At 46.3% G+C, this 25423-nt stretch carries 13 protein-coding genes, 9 tRNA genes and 1 rRNA gene; 5 read left to right on the top strand and 18 right to left on the bottom strand.

Features of this window, described 5'->3' with window-relative positions:
- Positions 1-16 precede the first annotated feature (16 nt).
- From AC27KL_RS19350 to AC27KL_RS19330, 5 genes are all read right to left on the bottom strand, one after another.
- Positions 17-1903 carry a hypothetical protein gene (locus AC27KL_RS19350; RefSeq protein ID WP_213618261.1) on the bottom strand — a complete coding sequence of 629 codons (1887 nt, stop codon included), beginning with the start codon at positions 1901-1903 and terminating at the stop codon, positions 17-19.
- Between the two features lie 7 nt (positions 1904-1910).
- Positions 1911-2321 (bottom strand): transcriptional regulator, encoded by a 411-nt coding sequence (locus AC27KL_RS19345; RefSeq protein WP_163859544.1) that lies wholly within the window; start codon positions 2319-2321, stop codon positions 1911-1913.
- A gap of 50 nt (positions 2322-2371) precedes the next feature.
- Positions 2372-2944, bottom strand: coding sequence for a hypothetical protein (locus AC27KL_RS19340; RefSeq protein WP_340673245.1), 573 nt, complete (start codon positions 2942-2944; stop codon positions 2372-2374).
- A gap of 398 nt (positions 2945-3342) precedes the next feature.
- Positions 3343-5034, bottom strand: coding sequence for a methyl-accepting chemotaxis protein (locus AC27KL_RS19335; RefSeq protein ID WP_340673246.1), 1692 nt, complete (start codon positions 5032-5034; stop codon positions 3343-3345).
- Between the two features lie 171 nt (positions 5035-5205).
- Positions 5206-11814: a fibronectin type III domain-containing protein gene (locus tag AC27KL_RS19330; protein ID WP_487170710.1), complete on the bottom strand. Its 6609-nt coding sequence runs from the start codon at positions 11812-11814 to the stop codon at positions 5206-5208.
- Between the two features lie 263 nt (positions 11815-12077).
- Between AC27KL_RS19330 and AC27KL_RS19325 the strand changes: the two genes are divergently transcribed.
- Entirely contained in the window at positions 12078-14696 is a 2619-nt protein-coding gene (locus tag AC27KL_RS19325; protein WP_340673916.1) for a winged helix-turn-helix domain-containing protein, read from the top strand.
- On the opposite strand, the gene AC27KL_RS19320 is transcribed toward AC27KL_RS19325, so the two are convergent.
- From AC27KL_RS19320 to AC27KL_RS19310, 3 genes are all read right to left on the bottom strand, one after another.
- Entirely contained in the window at positions 14670-15077 is a 408-nt protein-coding gene (locus AC27KL_RS19320) for an S-layer homology domain-containing protein (RefSeq protein ID WP_163859575.1), read from the bottom strand. The two genes, AC27KL_RS19325 and AC27KL_RS19320, sit on opposite strands and share 27 nt — an antisense overlap.
- Before the next feature lie 513 nt (positions 15078-15590).
- Entirely contained in the window at positions 15591-19643 is a 4053-nt protein-coding gene (locus tag AC27KL_RS19315) for an Ig-like domain-containing protein (RefSeq protein WP_340673914.1), read from the bottom strand.
- Between the two features lie 55 nt (positions 19644-19698).
- The gene (locus tag AC27KL_RS19310) at positions 19699-20283 is read right to left on the bottom strand and encodes a TetR/AcrR family transcriptional regulator (RefSeq protein WP_163859577.1); all 585 of its coding nucleotides are present in this window, start codon (positions 20281-20283) and stop codon (positions 19699-19701) included.
- Positions 20284-21271: 988 nt separating this feature from the next.
- On the opposite strand from AC27KL_RS19310, the gene AC27KL_RS19305 reads away from it, so the two are divergent.
- The 4 genes from AC27KL_RS19305 to AC27KL_RS19290 all read left to right on the top strand — a co-directional run bounded on the left by AC27KL_RS19305 (position 21272) and on the right by AC27KL_RS19290 (position 24010).
- Complete coding sequence (locus AC27KL_RS19305) at positions 21272-21655, top strand: sigma-70 family RNA polymerase sigma factor (protein WP_163859578.1); 384 nt, start codon at positions 21272-21274, stop codon at positions 21653-21655.
- A gap of 75 nt (positions 21656-21730) precedes the next feature.
- The gene (locus AC27KL_RS19300; RefSeq protein ID WP_340673913.1) at positions 21731-21931 is read left to right on the top strand and encodes a helix-turn-helix domain-containing protein; all 201 of its coding nucleotides are present in this window, start codon (positions 21731-21733) and stop codon (positions 21929-21931) included.
- A gap of 578 nt (positions 21932-22509) precedes the next feature.
- A complete protein-coding gene (locus AC27KL_RS19295; RefSeq protein ID WP_213581040.1) occupies positions 22510-22779 on the top strand; it encodes a helix-turn-helix domain-containing protein in 270 nt (89 codons plus the stop codon).
- Positions 22780-22855: 76 nt separating this feature from the next.
- Positions 22856-24010 carry a tyrosine-type recombinase/integrase gene (locus tag AC27KL_RS19290; RefSeq protein ID WP_163859582.1) on the top strand — a complete coding sequence of 385 codons (1155 nt, stop codon included), beginning with the start codon at positions 22856-22858 and terminating at the stop codon, positions 24008-24010.
- Between the two features lie 59 nt (positions 24011-24069).
- On the opposite strand, the gene AC27KL_RS19285 is transcribed toward AC27KL_RS19290, so the two are convergent.
- The 10 genes from AC27KL_RS19285 to rrf form a co-directional block, all read right to left on the bottom strand.
- Positions 24070-24155: transfer RNA gene (locus tag AC27KL_RS19285), tRNA-Leu, on the bottom strand.
- Between the two features lie 176 nt (positions 24156-24331).
- Positions 24332-24405, bottom strand: a tRNA-Arg gene (locus tag AC27KL_RS19280).
- Positions 24406-24410: 5 nt separating this feature from the next.
- Positions 24411-24485 (bottom strand) — tRNA-Gly (locus tag AC27KL_RS19275).
- Positions 24486-24500: 15 nt separating this feature from the next.
- Positions 24501-24576: transfer RNA gene (locus AC27KL_RS19270), tRNA-Lys, on the bottom strand.
- Between the two features lie 49 nt (positions 24577-24625).
- Positions 24626-24702 (bottom strand) — tRNA-Asp (locus AC27KL_RS19265).
- A gap of 73 nt (positions 24703-24775) precedes the next feature.
- Positions 24776-24849, bottom strand: a tRNA-Met gene (locus AC27KL_RS19260).
- A 32-nt stretch (positions 24850-24881) separates the two neighbouring features.
- Positions 24882-24957, bottom strand: a tRNA-Val gene (locus tag AC27KL_RS19255).
- 1 nt (position 24958) lies between these two features.
- Positions 24959-25033: transfer RNA gene (locus tag AC27KL_RS19250), tRNA-Glu, on the bottom strand.
- 4 nt (positions 25034-25037) lie between these two features.
- Positions 25038-25113, bottom strand: a tRNA-Asn gene (locus AC27KL_RS19245).
- A gap of 8 nt (positions 25114-25121) precedes the next feature.
- A 5S ribosomal RNA gene (gene rrf / locus AC27KL_RS19240) occupies positions 25122-25238 on the bottom strand.
- Between the last annotated feature and the right edge of the window lie 185 nt (positions 25239-25423).

Raw genomic sequence — 25423 nt, 5'->3', positions numbered from 1 at the left:
ATTTTTTAGGAATTTCCTACCATTTTAACTCATAACCGTTTCTGCATTTCGAATCCCAGCATAGGAGGGAAAATTGCTCATTTCGATATTGCAACCTCAACGAGCCTTTGCATTTCGGACACTTACACTTCGAAGCAGGCCATCCCATAAGCTGAAGGTATTCGAAAATGGCCTGCCCCAGTTTGGAATAAAGTCCTTTCATTGCCTCTCTTGGTGACAAATTCAGCTGATTGACACTAAAGTGATGGTCAATAACTCTCTCTTGAAGGGAATGATCTGCCGGAAGCCAAGCCTGATCATGTGCCGTGTAAAGTTGCATAATTGCTCTGATGATACCCTTAGATTCATCTTCTACGCTGCAATGGAATCCGAGAAACAAATCCCATCGAGGGTGCCTTAGCGGAATACGAAAAAGATATGGATCAAATGCAGCTAATGTTCTCTTGAGTTTTGTTTCTGTAACAGCGCCTCGATCTGCTCTCTCGATGTCTTGCTTTCGCTTTTCCAATGACTGCTTCCATTTATCCCACTGAAGTTTCTTCTCGTTATTTAGTTGAAGTGTTTCTTCTTTTGCTTTTAGTCCCTGATTGATTTCTTGAATTTGTTGTTGGATGCGATTTCGATTATCTTCATGAGCCCCCAAAGTTTTTCGGTTAAAACCGAATCTGGATGATAGCTTCGCACCTTCACTCCGAAGCGCCGCGGCAACTTGCTGCAGCTCCAATTGCAATTGTTCAACCTGTTTTTTATCGTTTGCTATTTGCGAACGCAACTTGTTCCAGCTCGTCATAAATGCCTCGAAGCCGGGTTGCTTCGCTTCTTCTTTCGCCAAATTTGCCTTGTGTTGTGCCGCTATTGCTTGTCCATGTATGGTTAATAAATCTTTGATCATTTGATCGGCGAGCCGCTCCGTTCCCCAAAATCTTGATGTGAAACCTGAGCATTCTTGCAGCGCGTAATCAATCGGGTCGTCAGGCTCTTCAATTGAGCCGATTCTTTTCCGATCCGGAGGGTTTTCGAAAAAATAGATTTGATGCTCTATGGAATACAACTCCATTTGATAAACCGTGCCATGTGCCAGCATTTTCTTTTCCGCAAAACCATAGCAAGCGATCTTCTGATTTTCTAGAAGCGTAACGTCGCCAACTTTAGCTGCGTAATCATGATGCACATAGAGTCGAAATGGTTTTGAATTTCGTCTTTTTTCCTCTCTACTGGTGGAAAAATCAATTATTATATGACCTTTATGAGTAGCATTTCTTACGGTACCTACGACTACAGCCAAGCAACTTGAACCGAGTTTGTCGATTCTGTTGATGATATCGTCCTGCATTCCGAATATATCGGCAAATTTAACTTTTTCCCCGCTTTCTGTTAGGACACCGAATGCAGAAACGTTATTCTTGAAGGTATTAATCTCATAATCTTTCAGCAGACTGGATAAGAAAAAATAAAACTTCTGGTGAGCAGGTTGGGTAAAGAATTTAGCATACGCTCTTCTTGAATACCCCAATGGATCCCCAATTTTTCTGACCAATTTGGCGCTTGTTAATATTCTGATCACCTTTGCTCGTTCATCGACGGACATTCCGTTTGTTTCTGCCAGCGAAATGACTTTTGAATCTGGACTCCGGAAACGGCACCTTTCGTAATGCTGCTGCAACTTGCCTTTTCGAAAAAAGGGATATTCATCGTCGGCGACATGTTCAAGAACCGTTGGTTGTTTGTCCTTTTCGTTCGCTGATATGAGATGTTTGGGAAGTTCTTTACATCCTAAACAGACATAACGATTTGGCTCCTTCAAGTGCTGGTGATTATGAACCTCCCTTGCCGATCTTATTTTCTCTGTCTTCCGGTCAATCGCCCAGTTCATGCTTAAATCAGAAGATTTAGGTTGAGACATGCTTCCATCATTCCTTTATCGTTTCCACTCGTTTTTGATAAGGTGAACCTCCGATATAAATCAAGTGCCCCCAAGCAACCTGGATGTCATGATAAGAAACACCCATGATCTCCGCTTGTTTGGTATAATCCATGATCACTTCAGGATGTTTCTGCAACATCAGGATCAATTTTAATGCGAATCCAATCGGTGTTTTTTCGATGACATTGGTATTTTTGACACAGTAAGCTCCTGCATGACCTATTCTCTCAACTGCACCGAATCTGATTAATGTTCTCAGCTTTTTTGATACATTACTTTGAGATACTTGTAGAATTTCGGCCATCTTTGTTTGTGGAATCCGACTTATTCCTTCCTTATCTCGATACTCCAGAAGAAGATCGATTACTTTCTGGTACGACTCGATTAGATACTTCAAATTTTCGAGCTCCTGTCTTTCTGTATGCATATATTTCCACCGTCCTGTTTTCAATCGCTTTTTGCACGTTCAATCTCTGCGCCAAAATCACGAATTATCATTTTGGAGAAGCTCTGAAATTCTTCCGGACTGGTCAAAACCTCTGCCATGTACCGATTAAAAACCGTTTCAATATTGTCGGCTAGTTGCCGAGGATTAACAATCATAAATCGATTTTCAACGGTAATCATCCCACCAAAAATATAGGAGAACTGCCCTCCATCTTTAATACGTCCTTCATGTACCAAACCGTTTCTGAAATGTTTGTAAAATAAATCGGCCAATATATGCTTTTTACCTGGTAGACGCTGGGCGAACTCCGGGATCTCAGTGGCCAACCAATGAACATACCTTTTGCGCACTTCTTCGCTATTTGATTTCAGTCTTGATAGCACATCCATTGTTGTTACACAGAGCAAGCCTGCCGCAAATGCGTCATTGTCTTCATTCAGTTTCTTTATTGGCCCTAGGTAGAAACCATTTATTCTATCTCTGAATGCTTGGATAAGCATCTCTGGATTATCCAATTCGACATCGCGATATTTTAGAGTGGGTGAAAAGTAAATGCCGTCTTCGATTCGCATATAATCAATTCCTTAAAGGTTTTTGGAGATAAAACAATTGCCGCTTAGATTCCCTGTCGGGAAACGAGCGGCTTTTTATTGCCAAGCATGACGCAAACACAAGTGAGGGACAATGGATGGCGTATGCAGCAAGAGGATATACCGCCCATTGTCGTAAGAGCCGCGAAAGCAAAAAGACCTATTTGATCCATAGCGGATAAACAATGAATATGAAACTACTTTTGCAATATTAGCCGGAGTTGTCTCCAACGAAAACAAATTGAAGATCTGTTAGCACAAGCTGATTCGGATGACATGGCCCCGAACCCGCTTCGAGTAGAAAAGCTGTCAAATCGTTCGTAAAAACGGTTATCTACTTCGCTTCGGTAGAGAAGAGAAATGACCGGAACTAGAATATTTTAATGCTCAACTTTGAACTTGTGAATAGAGTTATTCAATTCTTTGGCCATGCGGCTTAATGTTTGCACGGAAGCAGAAATCCCTTCTATCGAGGCCAACTGTTCCTGTGAGAATGAAGCAGCATCTCTACTCCTTTTGTAAGACGCTGTGGCAATGTTGTTCAGTTCACCGATGGAAGCGCTAATTTGTTCAGAACCGGCTGACATTTGTTCCGTCGCCGCAGAAACTTCTTCGGCCTGCGCAGCAATCTTTTCTGAATCTACAACAATATTTTGGAAAATCCCTCCTGCCCATTGTATGATTTGATTCCCTTCATCCGCCTCTTTTGTACCGATTTCGATAGATCGGACCACTTTGATAATATCATCCTGAACTTTTTCGATCATATCCGCGATCATGTCCGCCGACTGTTTGGATTGTTCCGCAAGTTTTTTGACTTCGCCTGCGACAACTGCGAATCCTTTTCCTTGTTCTCCGGCTCTCGAGGCTTCGATGGCGGCGTTTAAGGACAACAATTCCGTCTGACTGGTAATTCCCGCAAGAACCTCGGTTATGCGATTAATTTCGTTCGATCGTTCCCCAAGCTGTCTGACCAGGGAAGCCGATTCATGAACCGTTTTGCTAACCATCTCCATTTTCCTAATCGCTTCTTGAATCGATTCATTACCTGCGCCGGCTGCTTTTGCCGTTTCGTTGGAGAGTTCCGCCACTTCACCGGAAATTTCGGCAATGCGCTGCACACCAATCGCCATTTCTTCCGTTGCCTTGCTGCTTTCTTCCGTCACACTTACCTGCATATCGGAGCCGCTTGCAATTTCCTCGGTCACCACGGCAACCTGATTAACAGCCAGTACAGTTTCTTCGACGCTGCTTGCCAATTGCTTTGACGAATCTGCCACCTGTTCGCTTGTTGCTTTAATCCGTTCTATTAACGTGGCCAAATTCTGCCGCATCGCTTCGAAGGAAAGGGCAAGCTGTCCAATTTCATCCTTGGATATTGCCGCTATTGGCTGGCCTAAATCTCCCTCGGCAATCCGTTTCGTGCCTTGAATGAGTTTTTTCAGCGGCCGGATGACTGAACGACTATGCAAATAAACAACCACAAGACCGACTGCAAGTACGATCACAAGGTAGATGACGGACAATTGGTTATTAGCCTTGTTCGTTTGTTCGGCCTGTAAGACTGCGTTCGTGATCTCGATTAATTTGCTGTTACGGAGTTCATCAATACGTTTATTGATGTCCTCGGCGCTTTTGTCAAATTCGCCCATGATCCGATTACCACGTTCGTATCCGCCGGCGATGTACTCGTTTGCCATCTTTTTCCCCATTTCATAGTATCGGTCAAAAAAAGTTTTGGTTTCATCCAACTTTTGTGCTTCATGCGGATACATATCTTTCATTTTTTTCAAGTTTTCGTGAAAAAGAACCGCGTATTTTGCGGCTTGGTCGAAACCGTCGTCAAGTCCATCCTTGCCTCTCGTCGCGCTTATATCAGTGAGCCATTGCTGCACTTGCACGACAGATAACTTTAAATCATCCGCCAAAAGGGCAGCTTTCAAGGTATGATCCTCAATTTTTTTCAATTCCTTCCACTGTGCTTCGGATATGAAGTACTGAAACAACTGCATCGCTATAAAAGCGATAAAAAGAACTGCGAACGAAATGAAACTTTTCATTTTAATACTCATAATCTATTGGTTCTCCCCCTTGTTTTTTATCTATTTAGAATAATTATATTTAAAAAGATGAAATTAAACAATGAACACGGGCACCGATGTGCAATCAATTTTTTATAGTTCCCTTGCAAAAAAATCACGCGAAGAATCCCTTTTTCAGGACGCTTCGCGTTGTTTAAAGATTTATTTTAGAATGTCTACCATCCGGAGCAAAATAGTAGCCGCTTCCGCTCTTGTCATCGTATCATTTGGCACGAACTTGTTACCTGCGCGGCCGCTGACGATGCTAAGCCCACGAATCGCTTCTACAGAGCCTTTCGCCCACTGGGGGATCGCTTCATCATCAACAAAACCAGTTGTGGTATGGGCTTTGAGCGGTCGTTTGATCGCTTGTGCGACCATGACCGCCATTTCCGCGCGGGTAACTGACGCATTCGGGCGGAAGCTGCCGTCTTCATATCCGTCGATAATTCCCGCCTGTACCGCCTGGGCAACCGCTTGCTTCGCCCAAGCCCCGATTTGATCGTTATCAGTGAAGGTAAGTGGAGCGCCCATCTCTTCCAATTGCAAGGCACCCGTCAGCATCACAGTAAATTCCGCGCGAGTAACGGAATGGTTCGGTTTGAACGTTCCGTCCGGATAACCGCTGGCAATGCCTTTCTCCGCGGCACGCTTGATGTTGCTTTCTGCCCAGTGTCCGGCAATGTCGGTAAATTCGATAACTGGTTCGGATGGCTCGGGTGTTTCACGGTAAATAGTCAGCGTGTATTTCTTCTTTGTACCATTCTCCGCCTGTACCGTTAACACAAACGTATTGTCGCCTTCCTCCAGATGTACTTTCGTTCTGTCCGTAATCACTTTTTCTTTCAACATCACCTTCGCCCCAGAGTGTGCAGGTTTTGCTGCAATCTCGACCTGCCCGGCTTCCGTTCGGGCCGTATAACTTGTCGTACCAGCTGCAAACGATGGACTGAGTTCCAACTTCTTATCCTTATCCCATACCCTCAATTCTTCAAGAATGGCGTTACTGGATAACGCTCTGCCTCCTGCGGAACCACTGCCTCCGGAACCGCCTCCTCCACTCGAAGATCGGGCTGTTGTTAACTGCTTTCTGAGCGGCGCACTCTCGTTACCCGCCGCATCATAAGCCGTGACTTTGAACATGTACGTCGTATTGCCCGACAGGCTGTCGACTGTGGTTACATATATGTTCCCGCTTACCGTCATACGCTCCTTGTCATCGACGTAGATCCGGTAGCCCGTCACACCGAAGTTATCCGTCGCTGTTGGCCATGACAGATTCACGCTATTTTTCGTGATACCCGATACAGTCAGCTGACTGCCGCTTGGCCATTGCGGTGCTTCGGTGTCCGGTTTCGATGGCTGCGGCAGCGTCCTGGCCGAAGTAGTCAATGCCGCACTTTCGTTACCCTCTGCATCGAAAGCCGTGACTTTGGGCGTGTAATTCGTATTGGCCGTTAAGCCATTGACGGTGGTTGCGTATACGTTCCCGCTTACCGTTGTACGTTCCTTGCCATCGACGTAGATTCGGTAGCCCGTCACACCAACATTATCCGTCGCACTTGGCCAGGACAGTTTCATGCTCGTTTGCGTGATGTCCGACACGGTCAGCTTGCTGCCATCCGGCCATTTCGGTGCTTCCGTGTCCGACTCCGTTGGCTGCGGCATTGTCTTGGCCGATGCGGTCAATGCATCGCTTACATTCCCCGCCGCATCATAAGCCGTGACTTTGAACGTATAGGATGTATTAGCGGTCAGACCGTCGATGGTGGTTGCATGTACATTGCCAGCTACCTTTTCGCGCTCAATTCCGTTGACATAGATCCGGTAGGCGATCACAGCAACATTATCCGTCGCTGTTGGCCATGTCAGTTTCACGCTCGTTTGCGTAATAGCCGACACGGTCAGCTCACTGCCATCCGGCCATTGTGGCGCTGCGGTGTCCGGCTCCGTTGGCTGCGGCATTGTCTTGGCCGAAGCAGTCAATGCATCACTTACGTTCCCCGCCGCATCATAAGCCGTGACTTTGAACGTATAAGATGTATTAGCGGTCAGACCGTTGATCATGATTCCATTTCCACTACTGCCTACCGTTATGTACTCGAAGTCATCTACATAAATCCGGTAGCCCGTCACTCCTACGTTATCCGTTGCTCTCGGCCAGGACAGCTTCACGCTCGTTTGCGTCACATCCGAAACCATCAGTTCACTGTCATCCGGCCATTGCGGCGCTTCGGTGTCCGGGTCCGTCGGCTGCGGCAGCGTCTTGGCCGATTCGGTCAGTCCCGCGCTTTCATTCCCTGCCTCGTCGTGAGCAGTAACTTTGAACATATAACTCGTTTCTGCCGTCAGACCAGTGACAATGATTGCATTCTCGCTGCCGCCTGCCGTTTTGTACTCGACGTCATCTACATAAATCCGGTAGCCGGTCACTCCCACGTTATCCGTCGCGCTCGGCCAGGACAGCTTCACACTCGTCTGCGCCACATCCGAAACCGTCAGTTCACTGTCATCCGGCCATTGCGGCGCTTCGGTGTCCGGCTCCGTCGGCTGCGGCAATGTCTTGGCCGAAGTAGTCAATGCCGCACTTTCATTCCCTGCTTCGTCGTAAGCCGTTACTTTTAACATATAACTCGTTTCTGCCGTCAGGTCAGTGACGATGAGTGCATTTTCGCTGCCGCCTACCGTTTTGTACTCGAAGTCATCTACATAAATCCGGTAACCGGTCACTCCCACGTTATCCGTCGCGCTTGGCCATGAAAGTTTCACGCTCGTCTGCGTGACATCCGAAACCGTCAGTTCACTGTCATCCGGCCATTGCGGCGCTTCGGTGTCCGGCTCTGACGGTTCCGGCAATGTCTTGGCCGAAGTAGTCAATGCCGCACTTTCGTTCCCCGCCGCATCATAAGCCATCACTTTAAATGTATAGGTCGTCTCTGCTGCCAGACTGGTCACAGTGGTTCCATTGACGCCGCCGCCTACCGTTTCGTGCTCGGTTCCGTTGACATAGATCCGGTAACCCCTTACGCCCACGTTATCCGTCGCTGTTGGCCACGACAGCTTCACGCTCGTGTACGTGATGTCCGAAACCGTCAGTTCACTGTCATCCGGCCATTGCGGCGCTTCGGTGTCCGGCTCTGACGGTTCCGGCAATGTCTTGGCCGAAGTAGTCAATGCCGCACTTTCGTTCCCCGCCGCATCGTAAGCTATCACTTTAAACGTATAGGTCGTATCTGCTGCCAGACTGGTCACAGTGGTTCCATTGACGCCGCCGCCTACCGTTTCGTGCTCGGTTCCGTTGACATAGATCCGATAATTCGTTACGCCCACGTTATCCGTCGCTGTTGGCCACGACAGTTTCACGCTCGTTTGTGTAATATCCGACACGGTCAGTTCACTGCCATTCGGCCATTGTGGTTCTTCGGTGTCCGGGTCGGGCTGCTTTGCTTTCGGCGTTACCGGATTCGATGGGGCTGATGGAACCGAGTTTCCCACTTTATTCGTCGCTTCAACCGTGAACATATACGTCGTACCGTTCGTCAAGCCGGTAACGATGATCGGACTTGAATCGCCGCTCTGTGTGATCGGCGTTGCTGTTCCGTCCACCCAGGCAGTGACAGTGTAACTTAGGATAGGGCTACCTCCGTCATTCTCCGGCGCATGGAAGCTGACCTTCGCTTGACCGTCTTCCGCCTCAGCCATTACATCGAGGGGTGCACTGGGTACTGAAGAGACAGGATCTGCGGCAGGGATTGCAATTACTTCATCCGAGAAATCACTTGCTCCTTTTGTATTGAAGGCTTTCACCGCAAAGGCATAACTCATGTAATTCATCAAACCTGTAACGGTGTATGTGTTGACTGTTATATTCTCTTGTATCAATACCCAATCATCCGGGTTTGCCGGCGCTGATGTCCCTTCGTATTTGTACACCGCGTAGCTGTCCGCATTTGCTCCGGTGCTCCAACTCAGGGTGATTTCCCGGTCGCCAGTGGCGCTCGTCAGCTTTTCTGGCGCAGAAGGAGCGGAAGGAGCGGTGAACGGAATCGTATACGTTTCCGTCATGACGTCACTATCCGCCATGCCAGCCTTGACTGCAATCGCTTTAACCGTCATGTTTCGCGTTACAGGGATCGGTTCGTGATACAGCAAGCTGCTGCCTGGAGTTGGCGTGCTGCCATCCGTCGTGTAATAAATCGACGCTCCGGCAGTAGACGCAGACAACGAAACTGTCGTTCCCGACTCCATCTCTCCACTTGGCTTGCTAGCTGTCGGCGCGGCAGCTTGTGGAGCGACGTAAAAAGGATATGCGCCTCCAACTCCCGATCCCATTTTCGCTTCTTGCCCATCTGTCGCCATTGCGAACAGCACATGCATGCCTGGAGTCAAACCATCAAGCGAGCCTTCCCAGTTTTCCTGGCCTGAGGGTGTCGCCTTCTTCCATGCGCCTTGCGAAGAATCAAGCTGGTAGTATACGTCTAGTATCCGGCCTTGAATGGGAGCGTAATTGTTTTTCGGTGTGAAACGAACGGAAGCCGTTCCATCGGTTAATCTGTTGTTCGGGAAAGCATCGATCTTCACAGGCAATGGACTCGCTGTCTCCCTTTGATGAATGGCCATCAATTGATTGGTCGTCGCCGTAGCGTAAACCTGATTTGTCACAGGGTTGACCGCTATAGCCGTCGCATTGACGGCACTCGCCAGTTTTGTCCAGGTGTTCCTCACTCCATCGAGAACCGTAATCGAATTCAATGCGGCGACATAGATTTTATCGTTTCCCTCGTCCACCGCCAACTTTTGAGGATAATCATCATCTAATGTTAATAATTGTGCGGTCGATAAGGATGCGCCGTCTATGACAGTAATGGTTCTGCCCAAAAAGTTGGAGACATAGACTTTGTTCGTTTTTTTGTTAACGGCGATCGCATAGGGTTGGTTTCCGGCGGGAACGGTACTCGTGGCATTCGACGCCCCGTCAATAATCGTAACGTTATTGCTTCCGCTATTGGCTACATAGATTTGGTTCGTTTTCTCGTTAACTGCCGCCATTTTCGGGTTTGTCCCTACCGGCACAGTAGCGGTAACCTTTTTCGTTGCGCCATTGAGAATCGAGACTGTACCATCCTGGGAATTGGTAACATACACTTTGTTGGTTAACGGATGGATAGCCACATGGACCGGACCCGAACCGACAGGCACGGTGCTTTTGTTGTTCGACGCCCCGTCAATCACAGTCACACTGCTGCTTTGATTGTTGGCGACATAAATTTGGTTTGTGATCGGATTGACAGCAATGGCGGAAGGGGACCCGCCCACAGGAACTGTTGTGACAATGGTATCGTCGGTGCCATCGATCACCGTCACAAAGCTGGGAGCTGAATCATGCACGACATAAATCCGGTTCGTCAGCGGATTTACGGCTGCCGCGATTGATCCTTCGCCAACATTCAAATTCTTTACGATGTTTAATTCTTTTGATTTCAAATCGACAATAGTTACTTCCCGACTGCCCGCATTGGTTACATACGCCTTTTGGGTAAAAGGATTGATCGCCACAAATCGGGGATTGTTCCCCGTCCCAATCCTGCTTATATCCGTACGCGTTCCGTCAATTACGTATACATTATTTTTATTCTTAGATCCGGCATAAATTTTGTTGGTGACCGGATTGACGACGAGAGGAGCATCTCCTTCTCCAATATCTACTGCCAATGTACCCAACGAATTGTTTGTATCGCCGTCAATTACCGTGACGCCGTCATTGGCGGTTACATAAATTTTATTTGTGACAGGGTTTACGACCACGTTTTTAGGTTTTGACTGCACCGGCACCGACTTTTCAATGGTTTGGTTTTTGCCGTCTATAATCAAGGCAAGCCGGTTTGACAAACCGATGGCATAAATTTTGTGTGTGATCGGATTCACAGCAATTCCTACTAAGTAGTCATTAAAAGGAATCGTATTCTTCAAAATGTCGGTATCGCCATTGATCACCGAAACGCCTCCAGCATTAGCATGAGCGATATAAACCTGGTTTGCGGCATGATCGATGGCAATCGATTCCGGATAATCTCCAACCGAAACCGACTTGCTTAATTTGCCTGTTTCCCCATCTATAATCTTTACAACATTTCCCGAGCAGGTTACATAGACTTTGTTCGTCTGCGGGTTGACGGCGATCGCACGAGGCATGCTTCCCAAATCAACGGTACTCGTCACTTCATTCGTTTCGCCGTCAATGATGGACAAACTTTTGCTTTCTTTATTGATTACGTAGATTTTGTTCAAAACCGGAATTACGGCAACTGCTATGGGGTATTTTCCCGTCCAAATGTTTCTCGTCTGTTGATTATTTCGATCAATGACCATGACGATGTCATTATCTGAAATACCACCAAGATAACTGGTGACATAGATTTTATTCGTTTTCGGATTTACAGCAACATCCAACGGCATGCCGGATAGTTGCCAACTTAGCTTTGATTGATTCGTCACACCATCAATAATCTTGAAGTTTTCTTTACCCGCATAACTGATGACATAGATTTCGTTCGTAATCGGATTCACGGCGGCTGCGCGCGGCTCGTACTTGTCTATTTCCGCAACCACCGCATCTGCCGACACGGTCTGCGGAGTATGAACAAACCCAGCGATAAGCATAACCGCGATAATCCAGATCTTGACTAATGCAGCAAACCTTCGCCTGAAGCTACTCTTCGCTATCGTTAAGAACAAACCTGCATGTGTAAGAAGTAATCCTTTTCCCATCATTCCAGTCCTCTCTATCTATTCATTCTTAGCAATCGTTACAAACAGTTGCATTTCATCCATATATTTCCGCTGCACGGGTCCTCGATAAAATTTGCAATGATAAGACAATCATCTCTATTTTATTTTGAATAGAAGTGCATATCTATTCCCCTTGGGGGAAGTTTAGGGGGTATTTTGGTGAGTAATATTCCATTGATGCACCGACAGTGTTTTACTATAATCAATTTATGGAAAACTTCGAAAATGAAAAAAGGACTTCCACTATGTACCCACAATCTGAATCCCGGCCACTTTCTCATCTTCTGCAAACCAAATTGCATATCCCCGGCACCGGGTCAACGCTTGTGCAACGGCCATCTTTACGACGTCTTCTCGATCAGGGACTTGGCGCCAAGCTGACGTTGGTGACCGCACCGGCGGGCTTCGGCAAATCGACGCTGATCACGGAGTGGATTCGTCAGCAGCCGTATTCATACGGATGGATTTCTTTGGACGGGCGTGACAACGATCTGGTTCGCTTCATGGAATATCTGATCGCCGCGTTGCGACCGATACAACCCGGGCTCTGCGATTCCGTGTTGCAGTACATTCAAGAAACGAGGAACCTCTCCGTTGAAACGGCCATGACCCTCTTGATGAACGAGGTCCAGGCACTGAATCAGGAAATCATCATCATACTTGACGACTATCATGTGATTTGCGAGTCGTCCATCCATCATGGGCTGACTTTTTTACTCACGTATCTTCCTCGAAATATGCATATGGTCATAGCAAGCCGTTCCGAACCTCAACTGCCTTTGCCGGCGATGCTTGCCAGACGGCAGCTTGTCCGCATTTCAGCGAACGATTTGCGTTTTACGGCTGACGAAATTCGCGAGCTGTTCGAGCTAACGGTTGAGAAACGTTTGACGAAGGAAGAACTGGCCTGCCTGGAGCGTAGAACGGAAGGATGGATAGCGGGGTTGCAAATGATCCTTCTTTCGGGCGGGGAGTACGGCGTAAGTACGACGGAAACCAACCTCTTCATAGACTCATTCAAGCAGCATCCGTCAGAAGAGGTGGAAGGAGATATTGCCGATTATTTGACGGAAGAAGTGTTGGCCCGACAGTCGCCTGACGTGCAGCAATTTTTGCTCAAGACGGCTGTGCTTGAACGGATGAACGAGTCTTTATGCCGACACATCATCCAGAAGGAAAGCGGCCAGTCGTTGTATGAAGCGGTTCAAGCCGGATTGTTCCTGATTCCGCTGGACCGGGACCGCGTATGGTACAGATATCACCATATGTTCGGTCGTTTGCTCTATAATCGCTTAACCCGTCAGTATGCCGAAATCGTTCCTGAACTGCACCGGCGTGCAAGTGAATGGTTCAGGATCAACGGCTATACTGTGGAAGCGGTCGAACATGCAGTAGCCGCGACCGATTTCAATACGGCTTGCGAGCTTATTGTACAAGAAGCTTCGGAACTGCTCCGTAATGAAATGCATATGCTGTTGCGCTGGTTTGGACAATTTCCCGAGAACTTGCTCACACATAACCCCGCACTCGCTGTTCTGTATGCCTGGTCGCTGGCCACGTTCGATCGACTTGAGGAAGCGGAGGACGTCCTTGATCGCGCGGAGCCGTATCTTGATTCGGGGGAAACTGAACTCCAATCGCTTAACGGCGAAGATATACTCGGCTATTTCGCGGCTATGCGATGCATGATTTGCTTGGGCCGGAACGAGACAGAGAAAGCGGTTGTTTACAACGAAGAGATCATGAGAAGGCTCGGAGGAGTCGGCAATATTTCCACCGCGTATATTGTGGGCTATAACCATGACGGAGAATCGCTGCTAAGAGGGAGATTCGGATTTTTCGGGGGACTGAAACAAACATTAGCGATCTATCCTCCCCTGATCGCACGTTGGCAATCGGCACATGACCATTTTTACGGCTACTTGCATACGGCGATTGGAGAGTGTTACTACGAACGAGATGACTTGGCACAAGCGGAGAAATACGTCAACATAGGAGCATCGGTTGGTTTGAAATGCGAAAATGCCGGGATTTTCGTGCCGGCTTTGCTCACAAAGGCTCGCATGAGCCTGGCCCATGGCGAGCAGGAAGCAGCCTTTGCCCTTGTACAAGAGGTTCGCAATCAGGCGTTGAGGATACACGCTCTTTCGTTTATGCCGGTTATCGACGCTTTTGAGGCCAGACTGTTCATTCGGGCGGGTCAACCCCAGCATGCCGCAAGATGGGCCGAAAACTGCCGTCTGCAAGTGGATGGATGGATCGATCCTTCCCGTGAGTTTGAGCAAATTACTTTGCTCCGTCTGCTTGTTTCCTTGGATGATGGAGAAACGGCATACCGTTATGCGGAGCGTTTGGTGCAAGTATACGAGCTGAAAAACCGTAAAGCGGCGGTAGCTGAGATCAGAATCCTCCAGGCTCTCCTTTTGGAGAGGCAAAAAAATCTTTCTGCTGCGGTTAAAAAGCTTGATCAATCGTTGGTCCGGGCTTTCTCCGAAGGTTATATTCGTTTGTTTGCAGACGAGGGAGCAAAACTTTATCGTCTCTTGACCTTATGGAAAAGGCAACGTAGCAGTGTGTCAAAAAGGGCGCAAGACCCTTTTTTTCAAGATTACACTGATACGCTTTTTTCCTTTTTTCAAGAGGAAGACGGTGCCTCTCCGCAACATCTGCTTTCCAGGCTTACGAGACAGGAAATGAACGTATTGAATCTGTTGGCGCAAGGATTCGCAAACAGGGACATCGCCGAAACGCTAAGCACCTCTACGGAAACGGTGAAACGGCACTGCAAAAATATTTACAAGAAGCTATCGGTATCTAATCGACATGAAGCTGTCTCTTTATTGAGCGATCACTTTATCGTTTAACATCCGGAGCAGCATGGCCGCTGCTTCTGCACGCGTTGCTGTATCGTTCGGAACGAAGCGATTCCCGCCTCGGCCAGAGATGATGCCAATCTCACGAATCGCTTCGATAGCGCTTTTCGCCCACTTGGGAATCGATTCATCGTCAGCAAAAACAGATACGCTGTTGGCCTTGAGCGAGGGTTTGAGCGCTCGAGCGATCATAACCGCCATTTCTGCCCGGGTAATCTGTGCATTTGGGCAGAAGCTTCCGTCTCCATATCCATTAATCATTTCTGCCTGTACCGCCTGAGCGACAGCTTGCTTCGCCCATTTACCGATCTGATCGTTATCGATGAACGTTACAGTTGCGCCTTGCTCTTCCAATTGCAAAGCGTAATACAAAATTTGGAAAGTTAAACAAAGCTAAAGGAACAAAAAACTATAGCAGTTATTCAGACTACATAAAAAACATCTGAAGGAAAAATGAAAGTATTTACTTTTAAACAGTTCTTCGTGGTCGATCATTCCATCGGAGCACATTGAAAATAAGAACAGAATCATGTTTCCAAGTTGTAAGCATAGTGTTTTGATTGAAGACTGCCTTCAACTGCAACAACAGTGAAAACAAGGATATCCGATCCTGGCTTGTATTGAGTAAGCGTAAACAGTCCACAACATCACGGTTGAAGTGATCCAAATCTCAAATTGATGAGGCAACGATCCAAGAGGGAGAAGACCTGCTTACAAGTTTCTGATAAATCCACGTGTTGAATGGGAACTGAGGTGATCTGTTTCCACCCCACATTTTATCCTGACAAAACAACTATCTCCCTACCTGTGAGATCCACAAAAATACTTACAAAAATAACAAGTGCGATAGGCCTGGATGAACTGCCCTCGCACTTGTTGGATTGCTTATTTACCTCTTTCGATCATACGTAGTAATATCACCGCCGCTTCGGCACGAGTTGCCTTTTCGTTCGGCACGAAGCGATTCCCGCCGCGACCATCGACGATGCCAATCCCACGAATCGCTTCCACAGCGCCTTTTGCCCACTGAGGAATCGATTCATCATCAGTAAAACCAGCCACGGTATTGGCATTAAGCGGCAGTTTCAGCGCTCGGGCGATCATGACCGCCATTTCGGCTCGGGTGATCTGCGCATTCGGTCGGAAGCTGCCATCCCCATATCCGCTGACAATGCCCGCTTTTACTGCTTTGGCGACTGTTTGCTTCGCCCATGTTCCGATTTGATCTTGATCGGTGAACGTGAGCGTTGCTCCTTCTTCCTCCAACTGCAAGGTACCAAACAGCATTACCGTAAACTCTACCCGGGTGACGGGATGGTTCGGTTTGAACGTTCCATCCGGGTAACCACTTACGATGCCTTTCGCCGCGGCACGCTTGATATTGCTCTTTGCCCAGTGACCAGCGATGTCAGTAAATTCGATAACTGGCTCGGAGCGCTTAGGTGTTTCACGGTAAATGGTGAGCGTGTATTTCTTCTTCGTACCATTCTCCGCTTGTACCGTCAACACAAACGTATTATCGCCTTCATCCAGATTTGCTTTGGTTCTATCCGTAATGACTTTATCCTTCAGTATCACTTTTGCTGCAGAGTGCGCCTCTTTCGCCACAATCTCGATCTGCTCAGCTTCTGTTCGAGCTGTATAACCTGTCGTTCCCGAATCAAATGATGGGCTGAGCTTCAGCTTCTTGCCGCCCACCCATACTTGCAGATCAACAAGATCAGCATTGCCCGATAACGTGCGGCCGCCTCCGAAGCCACCACCTGAACCGCCTCCTCCGCCACTCGATGATCGGGCAGTCGTTGCTTTGGCGCTGAGCGGCTCACTTTCGCTCCCGACTGCGTTGAACGCTTTGACGGTAAACGTATAGAAGGTACCTGCTTTAAGACCCGTGACGGTTTGTTCGTACACGCTGCCGGTAACGGTCTGAGCTTCCCTGCTGTCGACATAGATGCGGTAACCGATCACCCCGTTGGTATCCTGCGCTTCTGGCCAGGATAGTTTTACGCTTGTTTTGGTGATATCCGAAACCGTCAGTTCACTGCCATTCGGCCAGATCGGTGATTTGGGGTCCGGCTCAGATGGCCTGACGACCACTTTTACTTTCGCTGTCAAGCCCTGCGGATTCGATACGTCCTGTGCCAGCGTGCCAGTAAAAGTATACTCTCTAGCTGTGTTACCGTTATATGCCGGGATTCCATCATCCCATGATACACCAAGGCTTCGGTTAGTTTGATCACTTAGTGTGACTTGAACGGTGGACGGCAATGGCAGTGCCGAACGTTCCGTACCATAGGCTACCTCAATATCGTCAAGCGACTCAATGCTTGATACAACTGGAGGCTCTGCTGGTTTCGGGTGCACGACCACTTTCACTTCCGCCGTCAAGCCCTGCGGATTCGATACGTCCTGTGAAAGTGTTCCAGTGAACGTATACTCTCCAGCTGTAGTGCCGTTATATGCCGGGCTTCCATTATCCCACGTTACACCAAGACTACGGTTAGTTTGATCGCTTAATGTAACCTGAACCGTCGATGGCAATGGCAACGATGAACGTTCCGTGCCGTACGAAACTTCGATGTCATCCTGTGATTCTACGCTTTCCACTACTAGCGGCTCCGCTGGCTTCGGATGAACGATCACCTTCACTTCCGCCGTTAAGTTCTGCGGATTCGATACGTCCTGCGACAGGGTTCCGGTGAACGTATATTCTCCGGCTGTATTACCGTTGTATAACGGGCTCCCTTCGTCCCACGTTACACTAAGATTTCGGTTAGTTTGATCGCTTAACGTGACCTGAACCGTATGTGGCAATGGCAGATCCAAACGTCCCGTACCATAGGAAACCTCAATATCGTTGAGCGACTCAACGCTTGATACTACTGGAGGCTCTGCTGGTTTCGGGTGCACGACCACTTTCACTTCCGCCGTCAAGCCCTGCGGGTTTGACACGTCCTGCGCTAGGTTTCCGGTAAACGTATATTCTCCATCCGTATTGCCGTTATATACCGGGTTTCCATCATCCCACGTTACACCAAGATTTCGAATACTTTGATCGCTTAGCGTGACCTGAACCATTGAAGGCAATGACAGAGCCGAACGTTCCGTACCATGGGAAACCTCAATATCTTCGAGAGACTCAACGCTTGATACTACTGGAGGCTCTGTTGGCTTCGGATTCACCTCAAAGCTCACTATTGCACTAGCCGTCTTGAAGTCGTCGATTCCGTTTGTCGTGCCATCATCCTGTACGGTATAAGAAAACCGAGCTGTACCAGCAAATGTCGGATCCAAATCGAACTCTATCTGCCCGTTAACGATGGCAACAGTTCCACCAACAGCATTATCAACATTAATAATCGTTAGGGATTGCGATGATTCGTTAGCAGGACCCGCGGAATCATTCATGAGCAAATCCGCAAAGGCAATGACAACTGTGCCGCCTGCTTTCGCCACTTTTGGTAACGTATCATTGACTGCCACTGGCGGATCGTTCACTTCACTGACCGTAATCGAAACATGCGCTGGCGGACTCAATCCCGCTCCAGCGTTATCATGGGTAGCCTGCACCTGGAACGAGAATACGTCACCAGCTGGAGAGTTTGCATCAGCCTCAGGTGTAAACTTTAAGCCAGCGCCACCTTCTGAAGTGGTTATGAAATCTCCACTATGGATTTGAGTCACACCGTTATTCTTGTACAGTGTACCGCCAACAATCGCGCTAATCTTATAATGCATTACATTACCGGACTCTTCCGGATGTGGCGTGATGATGAGCCCGCTTGTACTCTGTGTATCTTCTGCGGTAGAAGCATCGGTAATGACAGGAGCTCTAGCATCCTCTGGAACCCATTTGGCAAATAAAACAACATTTTCTTCTCCGATTGTGACTTGACTATTGACGGCATAATCTTCGCCGCTGCCATCAGCAGCACTATTCCATCCGTCAAAACGATACCCTTCTCTTTCCAACATTCCTGTATTCCCTAATACCGTTGCTTGCTCCCACCTCACATACAAATTATCGTCAATGGGGACATTCCCACCACTATGGCCATTTCCATCGTAAACAACACGATTCGTAAATGGCTCAAAAAGATAGCCTTTGTATAGGGAATTGTATTGCACATGTAATTGGGCGGTCGAGTTTGCATGCCCGTAAATCGTTAATTGGGATCCGATATTCGGGAATGAAACACTGCTCAACTGGGTTGTACTTGAAAGAATCCTTACTTCTGATAATTGCGTATTACCAGTGAATGCATAGTCATCTATTTTGATCACGCTTTTGGGAAGCGTTACCGCCGTTAATTTATTATAAGCAAATGCATACTGATCTATCTTCGTCATACTATCAGGGATGGTTAAACTTGCTATTTGATTATAGGCAAATGACCATTGACCGACACTTGTGATTCCATTAGGTAGCGTTAGAATTGTAAGTTTGTTGTATCCAAAGGCTTGAAAACCAATATCACTTACACTATCCGGGATGATCAAAGTTGAAAGGGAATTATGAATGAATCCATACCTCCCAATATGTATTAGACTATCCGGTAGTTCTATACTTGTAAGTTTATTATTACCAAATGCATAATCCCCAATCTGTTCTAACCCATTTTGCAATGTTACACTTACAAGATTATTGTATTGAAATGCTTCATCTCCGATACTAACGATAGTATTAGGAAACTCCACGCTTGCGAGGGATTTGTTGTAAAAAGCTTTGTTCCCAATAGCTGTTACATCTCTATTATTCAACTGATTTGGGATAATCAGATTCCTTGCTGAACCCTTGTATTTTGTAATCGTAACTGTACCATCCTCGTTTTCACGCCATTCGTAATCCGCTTCATTCGCATAAGCCTCATATCCAACTGAAAGAATAGTAAAGAAAAGTAACAAACTGAATAACCCAAATCGAATGCCACTCCTCATGATGAGTTCATTCCACCTTTCTAAAAAATTAGTACGAAAAAGATATAGAAATAATCTATTCCGCAATCATCCCATTTAATAATAAATCGACGATTTGGGTCGCTAAATGACCTGCACTACTTAAACCTGGCAATAAACGTGTTTCTGTTAACTGTTCGATCATACTTACTAAACATTCAGCCACAAATTCCATATCCAAGTCACTGCGAAAATAACCAGACTGCTGTTCTTTGACCAAATTATCCCGAACCATGTGAACCATATCCGCTCGAATCTGAGCTCTATTCGGATTGACGAATAATCCAATTTTCGTCAAATCGGGTTCCATCGCCAAAAACTCAAAGAACATTTTCAACTTTGTTTTGATGTGTTCAAAAACATTCTCCTGTTCCATTGCGGAATCTAGTAAGCTATTTTCAATTAATGTCCTCATCCGGTTATGAAAAGCTTGAGTTAGTTCTATAAATATCGCTTCTTTACTAGAGAAATATAGATAGAATGCAGGCTGAGTAAGTCCGGCCGCGGCTACAATATCACTGATTTTAGTATCATGATAGCCTCTTCTAGAAAACTCAGAGGCAGCTAATGTAAGCAATCGAGCTTTACTTGCTTTTCCTTTCTCCTTAATTGACTTTACCATCCAATCTTCCTTTCTATAACTTACTCATAAATAATGTTACTATAAAGTAAGTTTATCGAAAAGTATTTTTTTCTATCGCGTACTAATACATTCAACTCATAATCCTAAGAGATCCTCTATTCAAACTACAGCAACAGCTCAAGCGTATTCGTTGCTTGAGCTCTAATTGAACAGGTCAATGTAGTGTCCGATTGAAATTTTCTTACAATCAGTCAAAACAAAAAAACGGCAGATCTGCCGTTTCAATAGTTTGTATGAATGATGGACGGGATATAGAAAGATCCATAAGCAACTGAATGAAGAATTGTTGAAGCAACTTTTCCTCTCGGATGGGAACACATTAATTTCTTAGATGAATACAAGTTTGATATCAAACAAATCGCAACACTGAAAGGGCTACGTCCACTTAAACGGCCTTCACGAGAAGAATAAAAACAAGCCGGATTTCCTTAGCATACGGAAATTCCGGCTTGTTTGACCAATTATTCGCTTAGCGTATGTTTTCGTTTTGTTGGCGGGACCCCTAATTAAGGCTATGTGTTCTATATCAGTCGTGCTGCACTTTGGTTTTTTTCATGTCCGAACGTTCCATACGACTGATGTCCTTAACGCGATAAAACCGCCATAAAGTTTTTACTTCCATGAGCTCCCGACCTATTTCTCGGGAGCTTTGTTTTTAGGAATGATGAATCTTATTCGGGGAGATTTTCGGTAATAACCCTATCGTAAGAGTCATTCAGAACTTTTGCTGCGACCCCCCATGTCATTCTCAAGATAAGACATGGTAATGGCATTAGCAACGTAGTGAACACAACCTTTACACAGTGTAAGTCCCCAATTTTGACTTTTTTGTGACCAATGGTTCAAAAAATAAAAACGGGAACGTTATCATCCGAAATACCTACTATTAATAATTTTAATTAATTTTGACAGGAGGTTGCTTTTGTGTGGACAACTTCCCATTTACTTAATGAGGAGGTGTAACATTATGGAAAAACAGCAAAGCGCAATTATCGCAATTGAAAAAGGTTTTAGTAGGTATGTTAATTCATGCCTTAGTCGAGCCAGTCGTGATTATTTCAGAAGACTCAAAAGAGAATACCAACGACTGGTACCCTATGAAGAACATGTTCCAGAGCTCTCTCTTACTTGCAGTATTGTTGTATGCCCTTTCATTTATGTCGAAAAACGAATCAGTCTGGAACAGGCCATGCAAATTTTAAGTCCTTCCGAGAGACAAATGCTATACTTGAAATTTTATTGGGAAAGAACCGACAGGGAAATTGCCCGTATGTTTGGAGTAACCAGACAGGCTGTAACAAAATCGAAAATTAATTTGTTAATCAAGCTTAAAAGTCTTATGGATTGTTAAGCAAGAACACATAAGGTGTCGCGCTCCTCCTAAACATCTCGAGATTAAGACTTACTAAAAAAGGAGGAGCATGGAATGCGTGAAATCATGGAACTGATTCAGTTGGCCCAGCAGGGCGATCAACAAGGAGAAGCCGAGCTTATCGAGCGCTATGAGCCTCTGATTAACAAATACTCTCGCTATTATGGTGTGATCAATGAAGACTGCAAGCAACAACTTATCATTGAATTTATTTTGGCGGTTCGCCGTTTTGATCTTGATCGTTACAAGGATTAGAGAACGGCCGAGCTTTAGAACGTTTATGTTCTATCGCTCGGCTTTTCTTGATTAGAGTTTTATCCTGATGCCCCGCAAATACAAACTTTCCTCGCAACTTTATAAAAATATTTATTGCTAAGGTTGCCTTTCTAAGTGAATCCTCCTATTTATTTTGTAGGAGATGCAAAAAACTTTGGTCTCCAATATCCACTTGATCATTGACAATACCATATGCATACTTCAAGTACTTTTCTTTTGCATCCGTTAAAAAACGGAAAGCGACTGGACGGAAGCGCGAAGACTGCCAGTTCTTACTGGCAAGAGCGATACCTTCTGGCTCCAAATCAACCTGTGGTGGGTTGAATCGCCATGATGTGCAAGAGTGATAATGATACTTCTGCCCGGCCAGCGTCACTGCATTGGGGGCAGCCCGCTCGGACGAGGGGGAGTCTCTGTGAAAACCCGGAGCTATGATGCCGCATTACCAACGGCAGCTTGAAATGTGCTTATTTTCAGGAAAACACAATTTATTCAGATCTCTTTATGTTCACCGCCTAACGATGATTTATACATAACTTTGTAGAGAGGAGATTGCGATGTTGTACAATTCATTCGATACATTGAGTCAAAAAGAAACATATGACTTGCTGTTTCAAAATTATCCGGATGTAGTCAATGTTGTTCAAATGTGCGAAATGTTGGGCGGCATCAGCACCAAAACTGCCTATAAACTGTTGAGAGCCAATAAAATTGAACATTTCAAAATTGGCAGAGCTTATAAAATACCGAAGATTAACATTCTCCTCTATCTCCAACATATGACTCAACATTATTCTACTTCACACTGTAACGCTTTAGTGCATTGAATTTCTTATTGTACTATGTTACACTAGGACCGTCAATGGTAGGAGATAGGGCTGCTATATCAAGGAGGGACATGGATTGGTAGCAGGCCACCTACAGGAGAAGAAAGGTTATTTCTACATCGTTTTAAATTATAAGGATGAGCTCGGTAAAAGGAAAAATAAGTGGATCTCCACCGGATTGCCCGTGAAAGGTAATAAGAAAAAAGCCGAAGCATTGCTTGTTGAAGCTCGTAAAAATTTTGAATCCCCTCAGCAAGCAGATAAAGAAAACCTGTTGTTTTCAGACTTCATGCTTCAATGGCTGGAAATGATGAAGCACCAGATTGAAATCACTACTTATGCTTCCTATTCACATGCTGTAAAAGGCAGGATTGCGCCCTACTTCAAAGAAACAGGAATTTTGCTTAAAGAACTGCAACCAAAGCACATCCAGGAGTTTTATCGATATGAGTTAGAAGTACGCGGCGTTACAGCGAATACAGTGATTCATTACCACGCTAACATTCGTAAAGCACTTCAATACGCTTTCAAAACCGATCTTATTCCGTCGAATCCCGCTGACAAAGTGGAACGCCCGAAAAAAAATAAATTCGTCGGCAGTTTCTATGACAAAGAAGAAATGAACAAGCTGTTTGAAGCAGTTAAAGGCGATCCAATTGAATTAGCGGTATTGCTCGCTGCATTCTACGGGCTGCGTCGAAGCGAAGTGGTTGGGTTAAAGTGGGATGCGATTGATTTCAAAAATAAAACTATCACCATTCAGCATACGGTGATTGAAGTATCCGTTGAAGGAAAATATATTACCGTGGAGAAAGATCGCACCAAAAACAAATCGAGCCATCGTTCCTTGCCGCTGGTTGTCGCATTCGAAGAATTGTTACTGCAAATAAAGGAACAACAAGAACGAGATAGGTACCAGTATAAAAATTCTTACTGTACCGACTATCTTGATTATATTTATCTGGACAAGTTGGGGCATCGAATCAAGCCGGGATATATCACACAGCATTTTCCGCTTGTTCTCGAAAGACATAAGTTGCGGCGGATTCGTTATCATGATCTGCGACATAGTTGCGCTAGTCTTCTTCTCGCTAACGGAGTGAGCATGAAAGAAATTCAAGACTGGCTTGGCCATAGTGATTTCTCAACAACCGCTAACATTTATGCTCATCTGGATGTCAGTACGAAAATTACTTCCGCTCATGCAATGAGCGAATGCTTACAGCTTTAAAAACATAGAAACAAAAAAGTCCTTTAGGGCTTATCCCAAAGAACAACAACGTAGTAATATGGTACCGGTGAGAGGACTCGAACCTCCACTCCCTTGCGGGAACCTGATTTTGAGTCAGGAGCGTCTGCCATTCCGCCACACCGGCATATTATTAAGCCTCCGATGCTCCTCCTGATAAAGGAGAGAACTACAGGAGAGAACTTGAAAACATAACTTCAGAGAGATACAGTAATACCAAGGCTTTAGCGGTAATATCCTTGACTGACGAAAGCGATTTTGAGTCGCGCGCGTCTGCCAATTCCGCCACACCGGCTTATAAAACGCGCCCTAAGAGATTCGAACTCCTGACCTTTTGATTCGTAGTCAAACGCTCTATCCAGCTGAGCTAAGGGCGCAAATTTGGAGCGGACGACGGGAATCGAACCCGCGACCCTCGCCTTGGCAAGGCGATGCTCTACCGCTGAGCCACGTCCGCAAGTGAAAGTGAAACTGGTGAGCCATGAAGGACTCGAACCTTCGACACCCTGATTAAAAGTCAGGTGCTCTACCAACTGAGCTAATGGCTCTCACTTTGATTGAGTCGTTCCAAGAAATCATTCCTGAAGCGAAGTAAAATGGCGGAACCGACGGGATTCGAACCCGCGATCTCCTGCGTGACAGGCAGGCATGTTAGGCCTCTACACCACGGTTCCACGGCCTTGAATAATTCTCCTGCAAAGGATCTGCAATATGTTATGAAACATATGTAGGCTTTTTGGAGATAAATTGCGGGGGCAGGATTTGAACCTGCGGCCTTCGGGTTATGAGCCCGACGAGCTACCGGACTGCTCCACCCCGCGTCATTATAAATCCTCGTTGAATGAGGATGATATGGTGGAGACTGAGGGGATCGAACCCCCGACCCTCTGCTTGTAAGGCAGATGCTCTCCCAGCTGAGCTAAGTCTCCATGGTGACCCGTAGGGGATTCGAACCCCTGTTACCTCCGTGAAAGGGAGGTGTCTTAACCCCTTGACCAACGGGCCTTAATGGCTCCCCGAACAGGACTCGAACCTGTGACAACTCGATTAACAGTCGAGTGCTCTACCAACTGAGCTATCAGGGAATATGTACGCTTGGCAACGTCCTACTCTCCCAGGACCCTTCGGTCCAAGTACCATCGGCGCTGGAGGGCTTAACGGTCGTGTTCGGGATGGGTACGCGTGGAACCCCTCCGCTATCGCCACCAAACGATTCAAGTGCTTTGATCACCTGAAAACTAGATACGAAACGTTTGCGTTTTAAATACTCCGTAGCATTTCCCGGTTTTTGTTCCGGGCCCCGCCAAAGTACTTGGAATCAGCTGCGAAGCTGCTCTTCACTTTGGTGGGTCATTTAGGATAAGCCCTCGACCGATTAGTATTGGTCAGCTCCAT

The sequence above is a fragment of the Paenibacillus sp. YAE3 genome, assembly GCF_057546105.1.
Note: the sequence above shows the minus strand (reverse complement) of the source record. Positions and strands in the feature narration are given on the sequence as shown.

Bases quoted from the DNA above. Each gene is read 5' to 3' on its own strand.
- AC27KL_RS19350 (WP_213618261.1), bottom strand. From the start codon at position 1,903: ATGTCTCAACCTAAATCTTCTGATTTAAGCATGAACTGGGCGATTGAC.
- AC27KL_RS19340 (WP_340673245.1), bottom strand. From the start codon at position 2,944: ATGCGAATCGAAGACGGCATTTACTTTTCACCCACTCTAAAATATCGC.
- AC27KL_RS19335 (WP_340673246.1), bottom strand. From the start codon at position 5,034: ATGAGTATTAAAATGAAAAGTTTCATTTCGTTCGCAGTTCTTTTTATC.
- AC27KL_RS19330 (WP_487170710.1), bottom strand. From the start codon at position 11,814: ATGATGGGAAAAGGATTACTTCTTACACATGCAGGTTTGTTCTTAACG.
- AC27KL_RS19325 (WP_340673916.1), top strand. From the start codon at position 12,078: ATGTACCCACAATCTGAATCCCGGCCACTTTCTCATCTTCTGCAAACC.
- AC27KL_RS19315 (WP_340673914.1), bottom strand. From the start codon at position 19,643: ATGAGGAGTGGCATTCGATTTGGGTTATTCAGTTTGTTACTTTTCTTT.
- AC27KL_RS19310 (WP_163859577.1), bottom strand. From the start codon at position 20,283: ATGGTAAAGTCAATTAAGGAGAAAGGAAAAGCAAGTAAAGCTCGATTG.
- AC27KL_RS19305 (WP_163859578.1), top strand. From the start codon at position 21,272: ATGGAAAAACAGCAAAGCGCAATTATCGCAATTGAAAAAGGTTTTAGT.
- AC27KL_RS19300 (WP_340673913.1), top strand. From the start codon at position 21,731: ATGCGTGAAATCATGGAACTGATTCAGTTGGCCCAGCAGGGCGATCAA.
- AC27KL_RS19295 (WP_213581040.1), top strand. From the start codon at position 22,510: ATGTTGTACAATTCATTCGATACATTGAGTCAAAAAGAAACATATGAC.